Annotated in this window: 15 protein-coding genes; 8 read left to right on the top strand and 7 right to left on the bottom strand. The window is 61.3% G+C overall.

The genetic code is table 11. From position 1 onward, the window contains the following. The 4 genes from IGS55_RS10275 to IGS55_RS10260 all read right to left on the bottom strand — a co-directional run bounded on the left by IGS55_RS10275 (position 1) and on the right by IGS55_RS10260 (position 4,885). Entirely contained in the window at positions 1-1,623 is a 1,623-nt protein-coding gene (locus IGS55_RS10275; protein WP_230516809.1) for a carboxyl transferase domain-containing protein, read from the bottom strand. Between the two features lie 40 nt (positions 1,624-1,663). Next, the gene (locus tag IGS55_RS10270) at positions 1,664-2,107 is read right to left on the bottom strand and encodes a YchJ family protein (RefSeq protein ID WP_139092149.1); all 444 of its coding nucleotides are present in this window, start codon (positions 2,105-2,107) and stop codon (positions 1,664-1,666) included. An 81-nt stretch (positions 2,108-2,188) separates the two neighbouring features. Then, complete coding sequence (locus tag IGS55_RS10265; RefSeq protein ID WP_268991899.1) at positions 2,189-3,475, bottom strand: D-amino acid dehydrogenase; 1,287 nt, start codon at positions 3,473-3,475, stop codon at positions 2,189-2,191. Positions 3,476-3,556: 81 nt separating this feature from the next. Continuing rightward, positions 3,557-4,885 carry a serine hydrolase domain-containing protein gene (locus IGS55_RS10260; RefSeq protein ID WP_230516807.1) on the bottom strand — a complete coding sequence of 443 codons (1,329 nt, stop codon included), beginning with the start codon at positions 4,883-4,885 and terminating at the stop codon, positions 3,557-3,559. 226 nt (positions 4,886-5,111) lie between these two features. Here IGS55_RS10260 and IGS55_RS10255 point away from each other — a divergent pair, with 226 nt between their 5' ends. After that, positions 5,112-5,852 carry a GntR family transcriptional regulator gene (locus IGS55_RS10255; RefSeq protein WP_034752424.1) on the top strand — a complete coding sequence of 247 codons (741 nt, stop codon included), beginning with the start codon at positions 5,112-5,114 and terminating at the stop codon, positions 5,850-5,852. A gap of 2 nt (positions 5,853-5,854) precedes the next feature. Here IGS55_RS10255 and IGS55_RS10250 read toward each other — a convergent pair whose 3' ends face one another. Beyond that, the gene (locus tag IGS55_RS10250) at positions 5,855-7,000 is read right to left on the bottom strand and encodes a nuclear transport factor 2 family protein (protein WP_230516806.1); all 1,146 of its coding nucleotides are present in this window, start codon (positions 6,998-7,000) and stop codon (positions 5,855-5,857) included. A gap of 127 nt (positions 7,001-7,127) precedes the next feature. Then, entirely contained in the window at positions 7,128-8,252 is a 1,125-nt protein-coding gene (locus IGS55_RS10245; protein WP_230516805.1) for a helix-turn-helix transcriptional regulator, read from the bottom strand. 120 nt (positions 8,253-8,372) lie between these two features. On the opposite strand from IGS55_RS10245, the gene IGS55_RS10240 reads away from it, so the two are divergent. The 7 genes from IGS55_RS10240 to IGS55_RS10210 all read left to right on the top strand — a co-directional run bounded on the left by IGS55_RS10240 (position 8,373) and on the right by IGS55_RS10210 (position 15,833). Next, on the top strand, positions 8,373-9,254 hold the full coding sequence (locus IGS55_RS10240; protein WP_072456195.1) for an N-acetylmuramic acid 6-phosphate etherase: 882 nt from the start codon (positions 8,373-8,375) through the stop codon (positions 9,252-9,254). Between the two features lie 45 nt (positions 9,255-9,299). Next, entirely contained in the window at positions 9,300-10,610 is a 1,311-nt protein-coding gene (locus IGS55_RS10235) for an MFS transporter (protein WP_230516804.1), read from the top strand. A 91-nt stretch (positions 10,611-10,701) separates the two neighbouring features. Further along, complete coding sequence (locus tag IGS55_RS10230; RefSeq protein ID WP_230516803.1) at positions 10,702-12,363, top strand: glycoside hydrolase family 10 protein; 1,662 nt, start codon at positions 10,702-10,704, stop codon at positions 12,361-12,363. A gap of 92 nt (positions 12,364-12,455) precedes the next feature. After that, positions 12,456-13,436: an N-acetylglucosamine kinase gene (locus IGS55_RS10225; protein ID WP_230516802.1), complete on the top strand. Its 981-nt coding sequence runs from the start codon at positions 12,456-12,458 to the stop codon at positions 13,434-13,436. Continuing rightward, positions 13,433-14,233 (top strand): N-acetylmuramoyl-L-alanine amidase, encoded by an 801-nt coding sequence (locus tag IGS55_RS10220; protein WP_230516801.1) that lies wholly within the window; start codon positions 13,433-13,435, stop codon positions 14,231-14,233. Before IGS55_RS10225 ends, IGS55_RS10220 begins: the two co-directional genes overlap by 4 nt. Positions 14,234-14,316: 83 nt before the next feature. Next, positions 14,317-15,219 carry a LysR family transcriptional regulator gene (locus tag IGS55_RS10215; RefSeq protein WP_034752410.1) on the top strand — a complete coding sequence of 301 codons (903 nt, stop codon included), beginning with the start codon at positions 14,317-14,319 and terminating at the stop codon, positions 15,217-15,219. Beyond that, the gene (locus tag IGS55_RS10210; RefSeq protein ID WP_230516800.1) at positions 15,219-15,833 is read left to right on the top strand and encodes a M15 family metallopeptidase; all 615 of its coding nucleotides are present in this window, start codon (positions 15,219-15,221) and stop codon (positions 15,831-15,833) included. The genes IGS55_RS10215 and IGS55_RS10210 overlap by 1 nt, the downstream gene beginning before the upstream one ends. Here IGS55_RS10210 and IGS55_RS10205 read toward each other — a convergent pair whose 3' ends face one another. Next, entirely contained in the window at positions 15,834-17,213 is a 1,380-nt protein-coding gene (locus IGS55_RS10205) for a sodium-dependent transporter (protein ID WP_230516799.1), read from the bottom strand. Positions 17,214-17,744 lie beyond the last annotated feature (531 nt).

The raw sequence follows: 17,744 nt of genomic DNA, 5'->3' as shown, positions 1-17,744 counted from the left end.
TTACATGCGGAATACGCCGAACTTCGTGTCCGGGATCTCGGCGTTGAGCGCGGCCGACAGGCCCAGGCCCAGCACCATGCGGGTGTCGGCCGGGTCGATCACGCCGTCGTCCCACAGGCGCGCGGTGGCATAGTACGGGTGGCCCTGGTGCTCGTACTGATCCTTGATCGGCTGCTTGAAGGCCGCTTCCTCGTCCGCGCTCCATTGCCCGCCCTTGCCCTCGATGCCGTCGCGCTTGACGGTCGCCAGCACGGAAGCGGCCTGGTCGCCGCCCATGACGGAAATGCGCGCATTGGGCCACATCCACATGAAACGTGGCGAAAACGCGCGGCCGCACATGCCGTAATTGCCGGCGCCGAAGCTGCCGCCGATGATGACCGTGAACTTCGGCACGCTAGCCGTCGCGACAGCGGTCACCATCTTGGCGCCATTGCGGGCGATGCCTTCGTTTTCGTACTTGCGGCCCACCATGAAGCCCGTGATATTTTGCAGGAACACGAGCGGGATCTTGCGCTGGCAGCACAATTCGATGAAATGCGTGCCTTTCAGCGCCGATTCCGAGAACAAGATGCCGTTGTTGGCGATGATGCCAACTTTGACGCCATAGATGTGCGCAAAGCCGCAGATCAGCGTGGTGCCGTAGCGGGCCTTGAATTCATCGAAATCGCTGCCGTCGACGATGCGCGCAATGACTTCGCGCACGTCGAACGGCTTGCGCGTATCGACGGGGATCACGCCATACAGTTCCTGCGTCGGGTATTTCGGTTCGACGGACTCGCGCAGCGCCATCTGCTGCGGCTTGGTGCGGTTCAGGTTCGAGACGATGGTGCGCGCCAGCGACAGCGCATGCAGATCGTTCTGCGCCAGGTGGTCGACCACGCCGGACAAGCGCGTGTGCACGTCGCCGCCGCCCAGGTCTTCGGCCGTCACGACTTCACCGGTGGCCGCTTTCACCAGCGGCGGGCCGCCGAGGAAAATCGTGCCCTGCTCCTTGACGATGATCGACTCGTCGCTCATGGCCGGCACGTAGGCGCCGCCGGCCGTGCAAGAACCCATCACGACGGCGATTTGCGGAATGCCCTTGGCCGACAGATTCGCCTGGTTGTAGAAGATGCGGCCGAAATGGTCGCGGTCGGGGAAGACGTCGTCCTGGTTCGGCAGGTTGGCGCCGCCCGAATCGACCAGGTAAATGCAGGGCAGGTTGTTCTGGTCGGCGATTTCCTGGGCGCGCAAGTGTTTTTTCACCGTCATCGGATAATACGTGCCGCCCTTGACGGTGGCGTCGTTGCAGACGATGACGCATTCCTGGCCCGAGACCCGGCCGATGCCGGTGATGATGCCGGCGGAAGGGGCCGCATCGACGCCCTTGGCGTCCTGGTACATGGCGTAAGCCGCCATCTGGGAAAACTCGAGGAAGGGCGTGCCGGGATCGAGCAGCATCTGGACTCTGTCGCGCGGCAGCAGTTTGCCGCGCGCCAGGTGCTTGGCGGCAGCCGCTTCGCCGCCGCCGGCCGCGATCTTTTCCACCTTGTCGCGCAGATCGTCGACGATGGCTTGCATGGCCGCGGCATTGGCCTTGAAATCTTCACTGCGCGGATTGAGTTTGCTTTCGATGTGCGGCATTGCGGTTCCTTTTTATTATCGCCCGGTCTCTCGGGTCGCGCTATTCGGGAAAACTGCCGTCGAGATAAAACCAGCGCATGCCACCGTCACCAGCTTCACGCACGAAGCGGCTCACTTCATGCAGGCGGTGCGCGCGGCCGTTGACCTTGTAGCGGGCCACGAATTCGACGCTGTCGCGGTGTATCTCTTCGGCTTGATCGTCTGATTCTGCTTTACGTTGACGTAAACGTAAAGCAGATTTTACCTCAAGTCCCAGCCAGTGGACTTTTTCTTCTTCGGCAAATAAAGCGTCGGTGGGACGGGTGCTGGCATGCCAGGTGGCAAGCAGATACGGCTCGTCGCGCAAGGTAAACGCCGTGTAGCGCGAACGCATCAGGGTTTCGGCCGTGGGCGGCAAGGCGTCGCCCGCGATATACGGGCCACAGCAGCTGGCGTAGGAGGCGCCGCCACAGGGGCAGGCGGCAGATGTCGAGGGTGTGGGCATGCGCTGGCAAATAGGGGAGCTGAAAAGTTCCGCAATTATCCGCCATAACGGCGGCGCCGGTCGCCGCTGCCGCCGGTCCGCCTATTTTTTAGGCGCGAGGAAGTCCAGCGCGAACGGCGGCGCCTTGCCGGCCATCAGGTCGGCCAGGATGCGCGCCGTGCCGGCCGCAAAGGTAAAGCCCAGCGGGCCATGGCCCACGTTGAGCCACAAGTTCGCCACTTTGCTGGCGCCCACCAGCGGCGCGCTGTTCGGCGTGGCGGGGCGCAGGCCGGCCCAGGCCGTGGCCTGGTCGTAGTCGGCGCCGTGCGGCATGGCTTCGCGCGCCAGCCGCGTCAGGCCGGCGATGCGGCCCCAGTCGATGCTGTTGTCGGCGCCCACCATGTCGACCATGGCGGCCACGCGCAAGTCGCCACCGATGCGCGCATACAGCACCTTGCGCTCGAAATCCGTGATGCTGATCTCGGGCGCGCGGTGCTGGGCGCGGATGGGCGCCGTCAGGCTGTAGCCCTTCAACGGATACAGGGGCAGGTAGATGTCTGCCGTGGCGGCCAGGTCGCGGCTCTGGATGCCGGCCGCCAGCACATAGTGATCCGCTTGCAACAGGCCCAGGCTGGTGTCGACGCCCGTGATCCTGCCCTTGTGCGTGACGAGGCGGCGCGCCTCGCCTTTTAACAAGAGCGAACAATGCGGGTGCTGCAGCAGGCGCGCTTCCAGCGCCAGGCAAAAGGCGTGGCAATCGGCCACCGCTTCGCCCTGCGTAAAGATGCCGCCCGCCAGGGAACCCTGCAAGGCGGCCAGCGCCGGTTCGCGCTGCACGGCTTCCGGCGGCGACAAGACGACACGCGCCTCTTCCGATTCGGGCCGCGCCACGGCACGCTGGAAGATGGCGGGCGAGCGGTAGACGATGAGCTTGCCCGCCTCGCGCCGGGCATACGCTTCCGGCGGCACGGTCAACTCCAGTTGCGCCATGCCGGCGCGGCTCCATTCTCCCAGTTGCAGCAGCTTGGCCGTCGTGCGGGCATTGCTGGCGCTGTTGCAATTGCGCAGGAAACTGGCCATCCAGCGCCATTGGCGCCAGTCGGCCTCGGGGCGGAAGCGCAGCGGACCGTCTTTCTGCAGCAGCCATTGCAGGGCCTTGAAAGGTACGCCCGCGTCCGCCAGCGGCGCCACATAGCGATAGCTGAGCTGGCCGCCGTTGCGGTAGCTGGCGGCGATCGCCACTTGTTCATTGCGTTCCAGTAAAGTGACCTTGTAGCCGGCCTCGGCCAGCCACCAGGCCGATGTCAGACCGACGACGCCGCCGCCGATGATGATGACTTGTTGCTGCATGTTGCCTCGCTGCGTTGCGCTCCCATGGTGCGGGAGCATTCGGGAAGAGCTTAGAGGCTGGCCGCCAACGCAGCCAATGAAACATCATGGTGCAGCCATAACTTCCAGGAATGCACCATTTCAATGCAATGGCTGATTGTTGTCCATCGCACCACGGTATAGTGCGGTGAGTATCCGTTCCTCGCTGCGCCCCATGGCGGAATACGTGCCCGGATACTGCTCGGGATCGCTGCCCGTGCCGCCCACCAGCATCACCATGCCGTTCCTGTTTTTGAAATCGAGCACGAAGGCGGAGACGAGGCCATACGCGTCGCCCAGATGGCCCACGGCCGTGAAGCTGGCGCCTTCGACGAGGCCGTTGCCCTGCTCCGCCACCGCATCGAACTGCTGGTTGCCCAGGCCCCAGGCGCGGTACAGGCCCCGCTCGCTGTCGCCATTGCTGGCATCGGGCGCCAGCTGCCATTGGCGGCCAAACATCAGGGCGATGCTGGCCGGCTGCAACAGTTGCTGATGTTGGTAGCGGCCGCCGTCGAGCAGCATCTGCATGACCTTGCCCAATCCCGCAGCGGAAATGCGCAAGCCGCCCGTGGGGCTGAAGACGGTGGCGTTGCTGCCAATCACATAGTTGGCAAGGCCGGTGGGCGGACGCTGGTAAAAATCGTCGGCTTGCGCGATCCACGGTCCTTGCGGCTGCCAGGTTTCCGTGTCCAAGGTGCGCTTGCGGTACAGGGTGGCCGTGTTCGCCACGTCTTCCGTAGAAAATGCCGCCGGATGATAGCCGCCGCGCACGTCGAGGGGATCGAGCAGCAAGCGCCGCATCAGCAAGTCGAAGCGCTCGCCCGTGACTTTTTCCATCACCGTGCCGATCACGCCCCAGTTCAGGTTGGCGTACGTAAAATAGCGGCCCGGCGCCGTTTGCTTGTCCCACATGCTGTCGCCGCCGGCCGTAAACACGTCGCGCAGGCTGCGTTCCGGCCCCCAGGAATAGCCGCCCGCGTCGCGCAGCGAGGAAGTGTGGCTGAGCAGGCTGCGCAAGGTCAACGGTTGCTGGGGGAAACGCGGGTTGCGCAGGGAAAAGCCCAGATAGATGCCCACGTCCTGGTCCAGGCTCAGCTTGCCCTGCTCGACCAGCCGCATCAACCCCAGTGTGGTCATCATCTTCGAAACCGAGGCGATGCGGAACAGGGTGGCCGGCGTCACGGGCAAGCTGTCCGCCGGCGTGGCGCCGATGTGCCGGTAGCCAAATTGTTGCTGATACGACACCTTGCCGTGGCGTATGGCCAGCACGGACAGGCTGGCCAGCGGGTGGAGCGGATCATCAACGATGGTCGATAGCGTGGCATCGAGCGCGCGCTGCTGGTCCTTGCCGCCACCGGGCGGGGCGGCAAGTGCGCTCCAGGTCGTGCCCAACAGCAGCAAGCCCAGCAAACCCGTCATTGTATTGTGCATGTTTCCCTGTTCACGGCGTAGTGGAGGCATCGCCAGCATAGGGCGGGATGCTTCACGACGCCAATGAAAATTGCTTATTTATCTATAATGCAAAGCTATACGTACGGTAAAACATTGTTTTTTTAAGTGTATAACCGTTATTTATGGCCATTTTCCATTTATTCATGGGTGGACGGGCTACGCACAAGCGCCATCGCTATTACACTAGGAGGACAAGGAGAACTGTATGAGCCAGACCAGCGTAGAACTCAAGGTCGATTTAAATGACAATTCGCCTTTATATATGCAGATCGCCCGCAAGCTGAGCGATGACGTACGCAACGGCCGCTACCAGGTAGACCAGGCCCTGCCATCCGAACGTACCCTGTCCGAACTGCTCGACGTATCGCGCGTGACTGCCCGCAAGGCCATCGACCAGCTCGTCGAGCAAGGTCTCGTCGTGCGCCGCCGCGGTTCGGGTAACTATATTGCCCCGCGCATCGAGCAGCCGCTGTCGAACCTGTCGAGCTTTTCCGAGCAGCTGCAGCAGCGCGGCTACCGCCCCGGCTCGCGCTGGCTCAAGCGTGAAGTCGTCATCGCCAGCAGCGATGAGCAGCTGAGCCTGGGCCTGGCCCAGAACACGAAAGTGGCGCGCCTTGAGCGCTTGCGCCTGGCCGACGACGTGGTGATGGCGTATGAAGTGAGCGTGCTGCCGTTCAGCGTGGTGCCGGACCCGGACGCCATGGGCGACTCGCTGTATGAATACTTGAGCAGCATCAAGAAGGCCCCCGTGCGCGCCTTGCAGCACATCCGCGCCATGAATGCGACGGACGTGCTGGCCAAGCAACTGGGTATCCCCGATGGCCAGGCCGTGCTGTTCATCACGCGCATCGCCTATCTGGAGACGGGCGAAGCGGTGGAACTCACGCATTCGTATTGCCGCAGCGACCATTACGACTTTGTGGCGGAAATGCGCCGCGCGCCATAAACTTACTGCTGGATCAGGCGGATCATGGATTCCGCTACGCCGACGGACGACTCCCAGCTCATGCCGGTCACCAGCCGGCCATCGACCTCGACGTGGCTCTTTCCGCTGGCACCGTGCCTGAAAATGCCGCCCTGACGCTTGATGCTGCCTTCCGCCGAAAAGGGATAGGCTTTGTATACCGGCGATTCCTTGTTGAGAAACGCATCGGGGAACGAGGTGAGCACCTTGCCCTGGATGAGGAAAGTACCGTCGCTGAGCTTCAGGTTCTTGATGCCCTCGGTGCCATGGCAGATGGCCGCGATCACCCCGCCTTGCTGTTCATAGATACGCAAGGCGATGTCCTGCAGCGGCTTGTTGTCCGGAATGCCGACGATGGCCGCGCCGCCGCCGACGAAAGCCATGCCCGCATACTCGTCTGCCTTGACCTCGGCGACGGGTTTGGTATGGGCCAGTGCCCACATGAAATCACTGTCGTACAGATACTTCTTGAGCAACTCGTCCGACGTGACGATCATTTCCAACGGAACGGCGCCACCCTCGGGACTGACGAAGTCGACCGCGTACCCTGCTTTGCGAAATGCATCATAGGTATAGGCAAGCTCGGGAAAATTATTGCCTGCGTTAACTTTTGTGCCGGGATATTGATGCACATTCGACACGACCAGCAACACCTTGCGTGCGTGGCGCGCCGCTTGCTCGCGATGGGCCGACTTGCTGACGATCTTCCAGTTGCCGGCGATCTTTTTCAAAAGGAAGACATCCACATAGCGGACTCCTTGTCGGGGAATATGGATCTCGGCCTTGGCGGTGGCCACCTTGCCGTTCACCTCCACCTTGATCAGCCGCCCGTGGCGTCCATTGAATTGCCCTTTTTTCTCGTCGCTAAAGAGTTTGGCGTATTCGGGACCGCTCAACTCCCATTCCGCATCGTCTTTGCCGTCCAGGTAAAGGCGGGCGTTGGCATGGAAGGCCTGGTTGATCTCGCCCTGCACGTTGAAGCTGGTGCCATGCAGATACAAGCGTACGGTGTCCTGGATGGCATGTTCGTCCTGGTCCGCGGTTGCGGCGGTGCCGACGGCGGTGATGCCAAGCAAGTAACAGGCGAGTACGGTTCGCACTAAAAACTGGATCATGGTTTTACCCTGCATAAAGAATTTCGTTTATCGGAGCAACGACTATTTCAGGTCGCTGGTGGTCGATAATTTAGCGAAGCGCAGGGGAATTGATGTCGCCAATCAGGATGTCAGACTCCGGAATGGCGATTCCGGAGCGGTTTTACGCGGAAACGGCCCTGACGGCCTGGCCGGATTGGGCGCGGAAGCTGGCGGGAGTCTGCCCAGCCACTTTTTTGAAGGTCGAGTAAAAGGTGGAACTGGAATTGAACCCGCAGCGCTCGGCAACGGTATCCATGTTCAGTTGCGGCTCGCCCGTCAACACCTGTTTCGCCTCGGCGATGCGGTATTCGTTGACGTAGGTGTTGAAACTCTTGCTCAGCTTGTCATTGAGTACCTGCGACACCTGCGCCTGCGTGCATCCCGCCCGTTTGGCCAGTTGGGCCAGGGTCAGATTCGGATTCAGATAGGATTTCTGCCCGGTCATCTGTTGTTCCAGCGCAGCGAGCACGGCAAGCGCATCGGCGTGCGTCAGGCGGCTATGTTGGTACTTCTGTTTTGGCTCGGCAGGCGTAGAGGTTTCTTTTCTCAGCAGAAAAACCATGACCGCGACATGCAGCGAGAAGGTGAACGACAAGGCACCGACGATATAGGACGTGAACGGCGTGCTCGCGTACGCCGCCAGCATGACACAGCTGCCTGCAAAGACGCTCAGCAGGAGCACGTTGCTGGTCGCCATCCGCTGTCCGTCGTTCAACCATGCACGGCGGCTTTGCCAGAGCAGCCTGGCGGCCGCCAGCAGGTAGCATAGCCAGAACACATGAATGGCATGACTCGACAGGTTCCACACAGAACGATACGCGGCATACGGAAAGGCAACGCCTATGCCTATCAGTAGGAAGGACAAGCCGAGATGCCAACGCCATTGTTGCCCGGCAGGCAATTGTCCGAGCCCGGCCAGAAAAGAGCGTACATAGAGATAGGTCAAGGGACCGATCAGCAGGCAGGCCGACAGACCCAGCTGGCGGAATTCGAGTGCGATCGCCGGGTTGAAGAAGAGGAAGGCGGATTTGGCGGTGCGCACCCCGACGGCCAGCAGCAATGCGCCGAGCATGCAGTCGGCGAGGCAGCGAGGCCGGCGGCTGAAAAAATAGACGGCCAGGAAAATGCCGTTGATGGCGCCAAGGGCGCTAAACAGGAACAGCAATTGGCGAGCGATCATGGGAATGTCGTTGATGTTGGCGTCGAACCCAAGTATAGACACAAACGGGAACGTATCGAAGTACATGTAGTACACCACGTTCCTGCACCAGCCATAAACTCCCGTTATGCCCGCCCGCCAACCTTTCATGGCTGATATTGCTCGTTGGTATTAAACTGGTTTCACCTTCAACCATGTTCTGAAATCATGTTGAAAACTGAAACTCCGAGCCGGCGGCATCCGGATCTGGACCTGTATCCGGTGGAGCAGCTGGTGGCGGCGCTGGTCGATGACCAGTTCTGGGCCGTCGAGGCCGTGCGGCTGGCGTCGCCCGACATCGCCGCCGCCATCACGGCCGCCCTGCCCCGCATCGCGGCCGGGGGGCGGCTGCTGTATGTGGGTGCGGGCACGTCGGGACGCCTGGGCGTGCTCGACAGCGTTGAACTCAATCCCACGTTTTCCTGGCCGCCCGAGCGGGCCGTCGCCATCCTGGCCGGCGGCGCGGGCGCCATGTTTACGGCCGTCGAAGGGGCGGAAGACGATTTGCAGCAAGGCGAGGCGGATTTACTGGCCTTGCAGCCGCAAGCAAATGATGTCGTGATCCTGCTGGCCGCCTCCGGCGCCACGCCGTATGTGCTGGGCGCCTTGCTGGCCGCGCGCCAGGCGGGCGCCTTGACGATAGGCATCGCCAACAATGTGGATGCCCCCGTGGCGCACGAGGCGCAATGCGGTATCGTGCTCGACACGGGTACGGAAGTCATATCCGGCAGCACGCGCCTGAAAGCGGGCACGGCGCAAAAAATCACCCTGAACACGATTTCCAGCGCGCTGATGGTGGGTTTGCATAAAACTTACGGAAACTTGATGGTAGACTTGAAGCCGACCAACGCCAAACTGATCTGGCGGGCGGTGCGTCTGACCATGCACGCCACGGGCGCCAGCGAAGTGCAGGCCAGGACCGTGCTGGAGCAATGCCACTATCACGTCAAGGTGGCGATTGTTGCCTTGATAAAAAAAATCAACACAAACCAGGCACAGGCATTGTTGGCCGGCGCGAACGGCAGTGTGCGGGCGGCACTGGCGGCGTGATCCGATGGCGCGGCATTCTTCTGTCTGGGAGACAAAGAAGGATGTATGGAGCTAGTGAAACAAACCGCCGCGGCGCGCGCAAATAAGCCGTCAAATAAGCCGTGGCTGTGGATCCCTTCCCTGTATTTCGGCCAGGGTATCCCCTATGTAGTGGTCATGACCTTGTCCGTGATCATGTACAAGAACTACGGTTTCAGTAATACCGATATCGCGCTGTACACGAGCTGGTTGTACTTGCCATGGGTCATCAAACCGCTGTGGTCGCCTTTCATCGATATGTACCGCACCAAGCGTTTCTGGATCGTCGGCTTGCAGCTGGTGATCGGCGCCGCGCTGGCGCTGGTGGCCCTGACGACGTCCTTGCCGCACTTTTTCCAGATCAGCCTGGCCATCTTCTGGCTGATGGCTTTCAGTTCCGCCACGCATGACATTGCCGCCGACGGCTTTTATATGCTGGGCCTGGAAGAGCACCAGCAGGCGGCCTTTGTCGGCGTGCGCAGCACTTTCTATCGCCTGGCGATGATCGCCGGCCAGGGCGGCCTTGTGTATCTGGCCGGCTACCTGACGCATGCGACGGGCAATGTGCAGCTGGCCTGGTCCGTCGTGTTCGCGATTTTGGCGGGCCTGTTCATCGCCCTCTTCCTGTACCACTATTTTGTCTTGCCGAAACCGAAGGACGACCGCCCCAGCATCCAGGGCGCCGGCATTTCTCCGCTGCAAGAATTCGTCGCCACCTTTGCTTCCTTCTTCAAAAAGAAGGATATTTTCGTCATCCTGGGCTTTCTGCTGCTGTTCCGCCTCGGCGAAGCGCAACTGCTCAAATTGGCCGCGCCATTCCTGCTCGACCCTGTTGCCAAGGGCGGCCTGGGCCTCAGCACGGAACAGGTGGGACTCGTCTATGGCACCATCGGCGTGATCGCCCTGACCCTGGGCGGCTTGCTGGGAGGATTCATCATTTCCCGCTTCGGTTTGAAACGCTGTTTGTGGATCATGGTGCTGTCCGTCCACCTGCCCGACCTGGTCTTTGTTTACCTGGCCACCGCCTTGCCCAGCAGCATTTATGTGATCGCCGGTGGCATTGCGTTGGAGCAATTTGGCTATGGCTTCGGTTTCGCGTCCTATATGTTGTACATGATCATGGTCTCCGATGGCGCGCATAAAACGGCCCATTACGCCATTTGCACGGGTTTCATGGCCCTGGGCATGATGTTGCCGGGCATGGCCAGCGGCTGGATCCAGCAAATGCTCGGCTACCAGCACTTCTTTATCTGGGTCTGCATCGCCACCATTCCTGCTTTCATCATGGCCGCGCTGGTCAAGATCGATCCCGAATTCGGCAAGAAGGCCGAGGCCTGATTCTTTTGAACCGTGCGCCCGCATGGATGGCGGGCGCACAGTAAAATGCCCGCACCGATAGACCTGCGCTTCATCACTGCAAGGAATTGTTTTGTTGTCTACTTTTAAAAAACGCCTGAGCGCCAGCGCCGGCGTATTGGCCGCGCTGGCCACCGCCACATTGCTCAGCAGCTGTACCAGCACCAGGATCCCCTCCGCAGTGACGCCGGGCGCAGCAGGTTTGCCAGCCGTGCCGCCCGTGCAGCACATCACGGGCGAAGTGCCGCCGCCGGCGCCGCGCGAATTCCGCGCCGCCTGGGTCTCGACGGTGGCCAATATCGACTGGCCCAGCCGCAGCAATTTACCGGTCGCCAAGCAGCAAGCGGAAGCGCTGGCCATTCTCGACCGTGCCAAGTCCCTGAATCTGAACGCGATTGTGCTGCAAGTGCGCCCTAGCGCCGACACGATTTACCCGTCGCAGTTGGAGCCGTGGTCGGAATACCTGACGGGCAAGCAAGGCCAGCCGCCATTGCCCCTGTATGACCCGCTGGCCTTCTGGGTGGCCCAGGCGCATGCGCGCGGCCTGGAATTGCATGCCTGGTTCAACCCGTATCGGGCCCGTCACGCGACGGCCAAGTCGCCGCTGGCGCGCGACAGTTTCGCGTCCACCAACCCGGCATCCGTCAAGCAATACGGCCGCTACCTGTGGATGGACCCGGGCGACGCCGCCGCCTCCAAGCACACGACGGACGTGGTGCTCGACGTGGTGCGCCGCTACGATATCGACGGCGTGCACATCGACGATTACTTTTACCCGTACCCGATCGACGCGCCTGGCGCCGGCGCCGGTGCGGAAACAGCCGCGCTGGACGCGGGCAATGGCGGCGCCAAGCGCGAACTGCCGTTTCCCGATGAGCCTTCCTGGCAGCAATATCTGCTGGCCGGCGGCCAGCTGGACCGCGCTTCCTGGCGCCGCCAGAACGTCAACCAGCTGATCGAGGCCTTGTATACAGGCATCCACCGCGAAAAGAGCTGGGTGCGCTTTGGCATCAGCCCGTTCGGCATCGGCCGTCCGGACCGTCGCCCTGCCGGCATCGTCGGCTTCAGCCAGTACGATAAATTGTATGCGGACGCGGAATTGTGGCTGGCCAAGGGCTGGCTCGATTACCTGTCGCCGCAGCTGTACTGGCCCGTGGCGCAGGCGCCGCAAGCGTTTGGCGTGCTGCTCGACTACTGGCTGGCGCAAAACCCGTATGGCCGCCACGTGTGGCCTGGCCTGTACACGAGCCGTATCGACAATTCCGCCAAGTCCTTCACGCCGCAAGAGATCATCAAGCAGATCGAAGTGACGCGCACGCGCCCCGGCGCGAATGGCCAAGTGCATTTCAGCATGGTACCGCTGATGCAGAACCGCAAGGGTGTCAGCGAGCAACTCAAGGCGACCGTGTATCAAAGCCCTGCCCTGATTCCCGCCACGCCATGGCTGGGCAAGGAAGCACCGGCTACGCCCGTGCTGGCCTTGCGCCGCGATTCCACCAGCCTGAACATCAAATTGACGGCGGGCGGCGGCAAACCCGTGGCGCAGTACGCGGTCTGGGCTCGCTACGGGGAAGACTGGCGCTTTACCGTGGTCACCGGCGTGCAAGGCGAGCTGACCCTGGTCGACGATGCTATTGGTAAAGTCAATGCGGTGGTGGTCAGCGCCGTGGACCGCCTCGGCAATGAAAGCCCCCGCGTCACTGTGCGCGCACCGTTTACGGTTGCCGCCAAGTAATTTGCCGGTTTACCGGCAATCCATAACCTGCAGGCATGAAACATGCGCAAGCTTTCATGCCTGCAAGCCCCGCTTGGCTTTACACTCATGCCATGATTTCCTTCCCCGCAAATAATATTGACACTGCCGTGCTCGGGCTGGGCATCGACGCGGGCGGCACGCAGACGCGCTGGGCTTTGGCCGGCGCGGATGGCGCCATCGTGGCGGACGGCGCCGTGGAAGGTTTGTCTGCCTTGCAAATGAGCAGCGATGTGGGCCGCGCAGCCGTGCACGCCACGTTTGCGAAATTGTCTCAGGCTGTACTGGCCGTTGGCCAGCCGCGCGCCGTGGTGGCGGGCTTGACGGGCTTTGGCGGCGACGATGTGACGCTGGCGCACATGCTGGCGGAGTTGCTGGCGCTGGACGCCGGCGATGTCCGCTTGGGCAACGATATCGACATCGCTTATCGCGACAGTTTTGAACCCGGCGAAGGTTATCTGGTCTACGCTGGCACGGGCTCGATTGCCGCATGGATCGATGCGGATGGCGTGTTTCACCGCGCGGGCGGGCGCGGCGTGCTGCTCGACGATGGCGGCGGCGGCTACTGGATCGCGCGCGAAGCCTTGCGCCACATCTGGCGCCGCGAAGACGAGGCGCCGGGCAGCTGGCAAGCGTCGCCCATGGCCGAGGCCGTGTTTGCGCAACTGGGCGGCAGCGACTGGTCGCTGTCGCGCGCCTTCATGTATGGCCAGGACCGGGGCGCCATCGGCCGGCTGGCGCTGGCCGTGGCCGCCAGTGCGGATGCCGACCCGCTGGCGCTGGACATTTTGCAGCGCGCGGGACAGGAACTGGCGCGCCTGGCCTTGGCACTGGTCTCGCGCCATGGTCCGCGTCCCGTGATGCTGGCGGGCCGTGCGGCGCAGTTGCACCCAGCCATCGCATCAGCCATGCGCGCCGCTTTGCCTGTATCGTTGACGATGGAACAGAAAGTTGCCCATCCACATGAAGCGGCGGCCAGGATAGCCGTCAAGACGGCGGTCAATACACAGGCCAATACTGAACATTTTATTAACCCGAACACGGATCTTTCATGAAAAAAATCGCCCTCGCCCTGCTGGTGGCCCTGCTCTCCGCCTGTACCACGCCCGCGCCGCACCTCGACCACAGCTTGAGCGCGCGCAGCCAGAGCGCGCGCGTGAAATTCATCGTCATCCATTACACGGTCAGCGACCTGCCCCGCTCGATCAAGATCCTGACGGAACAAGTGGTCAGCAGCCATTATTTGCTGACGGACACGGACAAGCCGAAGTTTTACGTGCTGGTCGACGAATCGCGCCAGGCCAATCACGCGGGTGTGAGTAACTGGAAGACTTATACACAGTTGAATGTCAGCTCGATCGGCATCGAGATCGTCAACCCCGGCTACAAGGACACGCCGGAAGGCCGCCTCTGGTATCCGTTTCCCCAGGCACAGATTGATGAGCTGATTCCACTGTTGAAAGATATCCAGGCCCGCTACAACATCGCGCCTGAAAATATCCTGGGCCATAACGAGATCGCCCCGCAGCGCAAGCAGGACCCGGGTCCGTTGTTCCCATGGCGTCAACTGGCCGATGCGGGCCTGATCGTCTGGCCCGATGCGAACCGTGTTGCCGCGCAGCGCCTTATTTTTGAGCAGCAAGTACCGGACGCCGTCTGGTTCCAGAAAAAGCTGGCCCAGCACGGTTATGCGACGCCGAACACGGGCGTTTTCGACGAGGCGACGCGCAATGTGCTGATCGCTTTCCAGATGAAATACCGCAACACCTTGTTTGACGGCACACCCGACGGCGAAACGGCGGCCCTGCTGGAAGTGCTGACGACGCCGGCGCCAGTTGTTGTTGCAAAGTAGCATGGCCGTTCCAGCCCATGACTTTTTCTTATATGCTGAACGTTGACGGCCCAGGCGGCCACGGCAAGGTAAAGGAATAGCTCATGCGGCTGCGTCATATCGAAGTGTTTCACGCCATCATGCAAGTTGGGACCATCAGCGGCGCCGCTCAGGTGCTGCATATCTCGCAACCGGCCGTGACCAAGGTCTTGCAACATTGCGAGTTGCAGCTGGGCATGCCGCTGTTTGAGCGCGTGCGGGGCAAGCTGTACCCGAAACCCGAGGCGCACCGTTTGTTTGTCGAGACGGAAAAGCTCAACCGCGATTTGTTGGGCATCCGCCGCCTGGCGGCCAGCCTGAAGGGCCATGCCGTGGAAACCATCCGCCTGGTGTCCACGCCGACGATCGCCATCAGCGTCTTGCCGTTTGCCATGACGGAGTGGCGGCGCGACTTTCCCCATACACGTTGCCAGCTGGCCACCCACCACACGGGCGAGATCGTCAATACCTTGCGCCTCGGTGAAGCGGACCTGGCCGTGTCGCTGCAAGACCCGCGCCATCCGGGCATCGTGGCCGAACCGATCGCGCAGGGCGTCATGACGGTGATCGCGCCGGCCGGCACCTGGCGCGCGGCCGATTGCGGCACCCCGTTGACGGCGCATGGCCTGAACGGCGAGCTGATCGGCCATACGGACAACGATCCGCTAGGTGAATTGGTGATCGCCGCCTGCGAGGCGCAGGATATCCACCCCGTGTTTTCCACCGTAGTGCAGACCTATCAAATCGCCCGCTCGCTGGTGGAAGCGGGCGCCGGCATGGCCGTGGTCGATCCGTTTACGGCTGCGTCCGGTTCGCCCGAGCGGCTGCAGCGCCGTCCTTGGGCGCCGACGATACCGATCCAACTGTATTTATTGACGGCGAGCCACTCGCCGCTGTCGCATGGCGCGCGGCGCCTGGCCGACAGCATCGGCGTGGCGGCGCGCAATTGCCTGGAAAGAGGAGTCTGATGTCTGTTGCAAGTTTGCAATTGGAAGCGGTCGGCAGCGATCCGCAATTTCGCCACCTGAGCAGCATCGCCGGCATCGCCGTCGACTTGCGCTATGCCACGCCCGACAATTTCGTCGGCCGCGACCTATACAGCCCCATCGATTGCGCCTGGCTGCACTGCAATGCGGCCGCGGCCCTGGAACAGGCCGTGGCGTGGCTGGCCGAGCGGCGGCCCGATCATCATTTACTGGTGCTCGACGCCCTGCGCCCGCAGCGGGTGCAGCAGCAACTATGGGATGCGCTGCAGGGAACGGAGTTGCTCGGCTACATCGCCGAGCCGTCGCGTGGCTCGATTCACTCGTTCGGCATGGCGCTCGACATCACCATCGTCGGGCCCGATGGGCAGGAACTGGACATGGGCACGGGTTTTGATGATCTAAGTGAGCGCTCGCATCCAGCGCTGGAGCTGGTGATGCTGGAAAGGGGAGAAATTACGGAGCAGCAAGTGGACAATCGCCGCCTTTTGCGCGAGGCCATGTTCCAGGCGGGTTTCTTTGGCATCAACAGCGAATGGTGGCATTTCGATTGCGGCGACCGGGTGCTGGTGCGCCAGACCTACACCCGGGTGCTCTGACTAGAAGACGTTCAGGCCCTTCAGCATCACGATCAGGATCAAGACGGGCGAGACAAAGCGCAGCAGGAACAGCAGCACATGTGCCAGTTGTCTGTTCTGCAACTGGCCGTGATTGCTGATCGCATCGATGAAATGCTGCTTGCCCCAGGCCCAGCCGGTAAACAAGGCAATCGCGATGCCGCCCAAGGGCAAGAAGATATTCGATGAGACGAAGTCGAACAGATCAAACATATTCAAATCAAACAGCTTGAAGTCTGCCAGGGTGCTGTTACTGAGCGCGCACACGGAACCGAGCACGGCCAGCAGCAGCATGGTCACGACCGTTGCCTTGGTGCGCGTCCAGCCAAAACGTTCATGGAAAATCACCACGGGCACTTCCATCAGCGACAGCATCGCCCCCGTGGCGGCCACGGCGGCGAGGATAAAGAACACCACCATCAGGACTTGCCCCATGGGGATTTGCGAAAACACGGCGGGAATCGTGATGAACACCAGCGACGGTCCCGCGCTGGGTGCGAAGCCAAATGTGAACACGGCGGGGAAGATGGCGATGCCGGCCAGCATTGATACACCGAGGTCGGCCGCCATCACGCGCAAGGTCGTGACTGGGATATTCTGGTCGTCACGGAAATAGCTGCCGTAGGTCATCATCGTGCCCATGCCGACGGACAATTTGAAGAAGGCCAGACCCATGGCTGTCAGCACGACGGAGGCCGTCAGCTTGGAAAAATCAGGACGGAACAGGAAGGCCAGGCCTTCGCCCGCCTTATCGAGCGACAGGCTGACCGCACAGAGCAGCAGGAGTAACAGGAACAGCAGCGGCATCAGTTTCTTGGCGATCGCCTCTATACCCTTGGTCACGCCCAGCATCAATATGCCGCCGATAAACAGCAGCACGCCCCATTGCCACAACAGCGATTGCAGAGGATTGCTGATCAGGGAGGCGAAGGCCGCTTCCGTCACCAGTTTGTCGCTGCTGAGGATGGAGCCATCGATGGCCTTGGCAATATAGGCAAACACCCAGCCCACCACTTCCGAGTAAAACGCGACGATCAGGAAGGCGGCGATCATGCCGATGAAGCCGACCAGCCACCAGGGTTTGCCCTTCGGTGCCAGCTGCTCCATGGTCGAGATGGGATTGACCTTGGCCCGGCGTCCCAAGGTGATTTCCGCGATCATCACGGGTAGTCCCACTAATAAGGTAGCGAGTAAATAAATGAGCAGGAAGCCGGCGCCGCCATTGGCGCCTGTCAGATAGGGGAACTTCCAGATGTTGCCGAGACCGACTGCGGAACCGAGGGTGGCGGCGAGCACGCCGAAGCCAGTGGTAAAGCCAGCCCGTTTCAGGGTCAGGCCTGATCCTTGAGCTTGTTGTTTCATGGTGAATCTTCTATGGTGGGACGCGAATTTGCGCTGAGGGGGCGAAATTGTAGCAGTTGGCCGCAAATACCCGGGAAAAGCCTTGCTACTCCCGGGGCGCTTTGCTATAGTTCGCCTCCCCAATGAGACGCAGTCAAATGCGGCTTTGAGGATCGCCGGAAACGGCGATGAGCAGGAAAAGAAGGAGTTGACGGATGTAGTGAAATGCTTCATACTCTTCCTTCTTCGCAGCTGACAAACACAACGCTTTGTCGATAGCGCGAAAGCAGTAACCGAATACAGTTCTTTAACAATTAACAGTCGATAAGTGTGGGCATTTGATGTAAGTGCAGCAGTGATCTTCGGATCGCTGTAAAACTTAAAATATCAAATGTTCACAAGAAATAATGAAATAGGCGCTACGCAAGTAGTGGCCTGTCAGTTTTTTGAGTGAGCGACCCGTCAGCAATGACGGTGCCGGTAAAACGGCAAAGTAACAGAGATTAAACTGAAGAGTTTGATCCTGGCTCAGATTGAACGCTGGCGGCATGC

Origin of the sequence: Janthinobacterium sp. EB271-G4-3-2 (assembly GCF_020858035.1) — a bacterium.
GTDB classification, from domain to species: Bacteria; Pseudomonadota; Gammaproteobacteria; order Burkholderiales; family Burkholderiaceae_D; genus Janthinobacterium; species Janthinobacterium aestuarii.
The sequence above is the reverse complement of the archived record's forward strand: the minus strand, read 5'-3'. Positions and strand labels throughout refer to the sequence as shown.

Coding starts and splice junctions, on each gene's coding strand:
- IGS55_RS10260 (WP_230516807.1), bottom strand. CDS start 4,885: ATGCACAATACAATGACGGGTTTGCTGGGCTTGCTGCTGTTGGGCACG.
- IGS55_RS10250 (WP_230516806.1), bottom strand. CDS start 7,000: ATGCAGGGTAAAACCATGATCCAGTTTTTAGTGCGAACCGTACTCGCC.
- IGS55_RS10235 (WP_230516804.1), top strand. CDS start 9,300: ATGGAGCTAGTGAAACAAACCGCCGCGGCGCGCGCAAATAAGCCGTCA.
- IGS55_RS10225 (WP_230516802.1), top strand. CDS start 12,456: ATGATTTCCTTCCCCGCAAATAATATTGACACTGCCGTGCTCGGGCTG.
- IGS55_RS10245 (WP_230516805.1), bottom strand. CDS start 8,252: ATGTACTTCGATACGTTCCCGTTTGTGTCTATACTTGGGTTCGACGCC.
- IGS55_RS10220 (WP_230516801.1), top strand. CDS start 13,433: ATGAAAAAAATCGCCCTCGCCCTGCTGGTGGCCCTGCTCTCCGCCTGT.
- IGS55_RS10210 (WP_230516800.1), top strand. CDS start 15,219: ATGTCTGTTGCAAGTTTGCAATTGGAAGCGGTCGGCAGCGATCCGCAA.
- IGS55_RS10215 (WP_034752410.1), top strand. CDS start 14,317: ATGCGGCTGCGTCATATCGAAGTGTTTCACGCCATCATGCAAGTTGGG.
- IGS55_RS10265 (WP_268991899.1), bottom strand. CDS start 3,475: ATGCTCCCGCACCATGGGAGCGCAACGCAGCGAGGCAACATGCAGCAA.
- IGS55_RS10275 (WP_230516809.1), bottom strand. CDS start 1,623: ATGCCGCACATCGAAAGCAAACTCAATCCGCGCAGTGAAGATTTCAAG.
- IGS55_RS10205 (WP_230516799.1), bottom strand. CDS start 17,213: ATGAAACAACAAGCTCAAGGATCAGGCCTGACCCTGAAACGGGCTGGC.
- IGS55_RS10240 (WP_072456195.1), top strand. CDS start 8,373: ATGTTGAAAACTGAAACTCCGAGCCGGCGGCATCCGGATCTGGACCTG.
- IGS55_RS10270 (WP_139092149.1), bottom strand. CDS start 2,107: ATGCCCACACCCTCGACATCTGCCGCCTGCCCCTGTGGCGGCGCCTCC.
- IGS55_RS10255 (WP_034752424.1), top strand. CDS start 5,112: ATGAGCCAGACCAGCGTAGAACTCAAGGTCGATTTAAATGACAATTCG.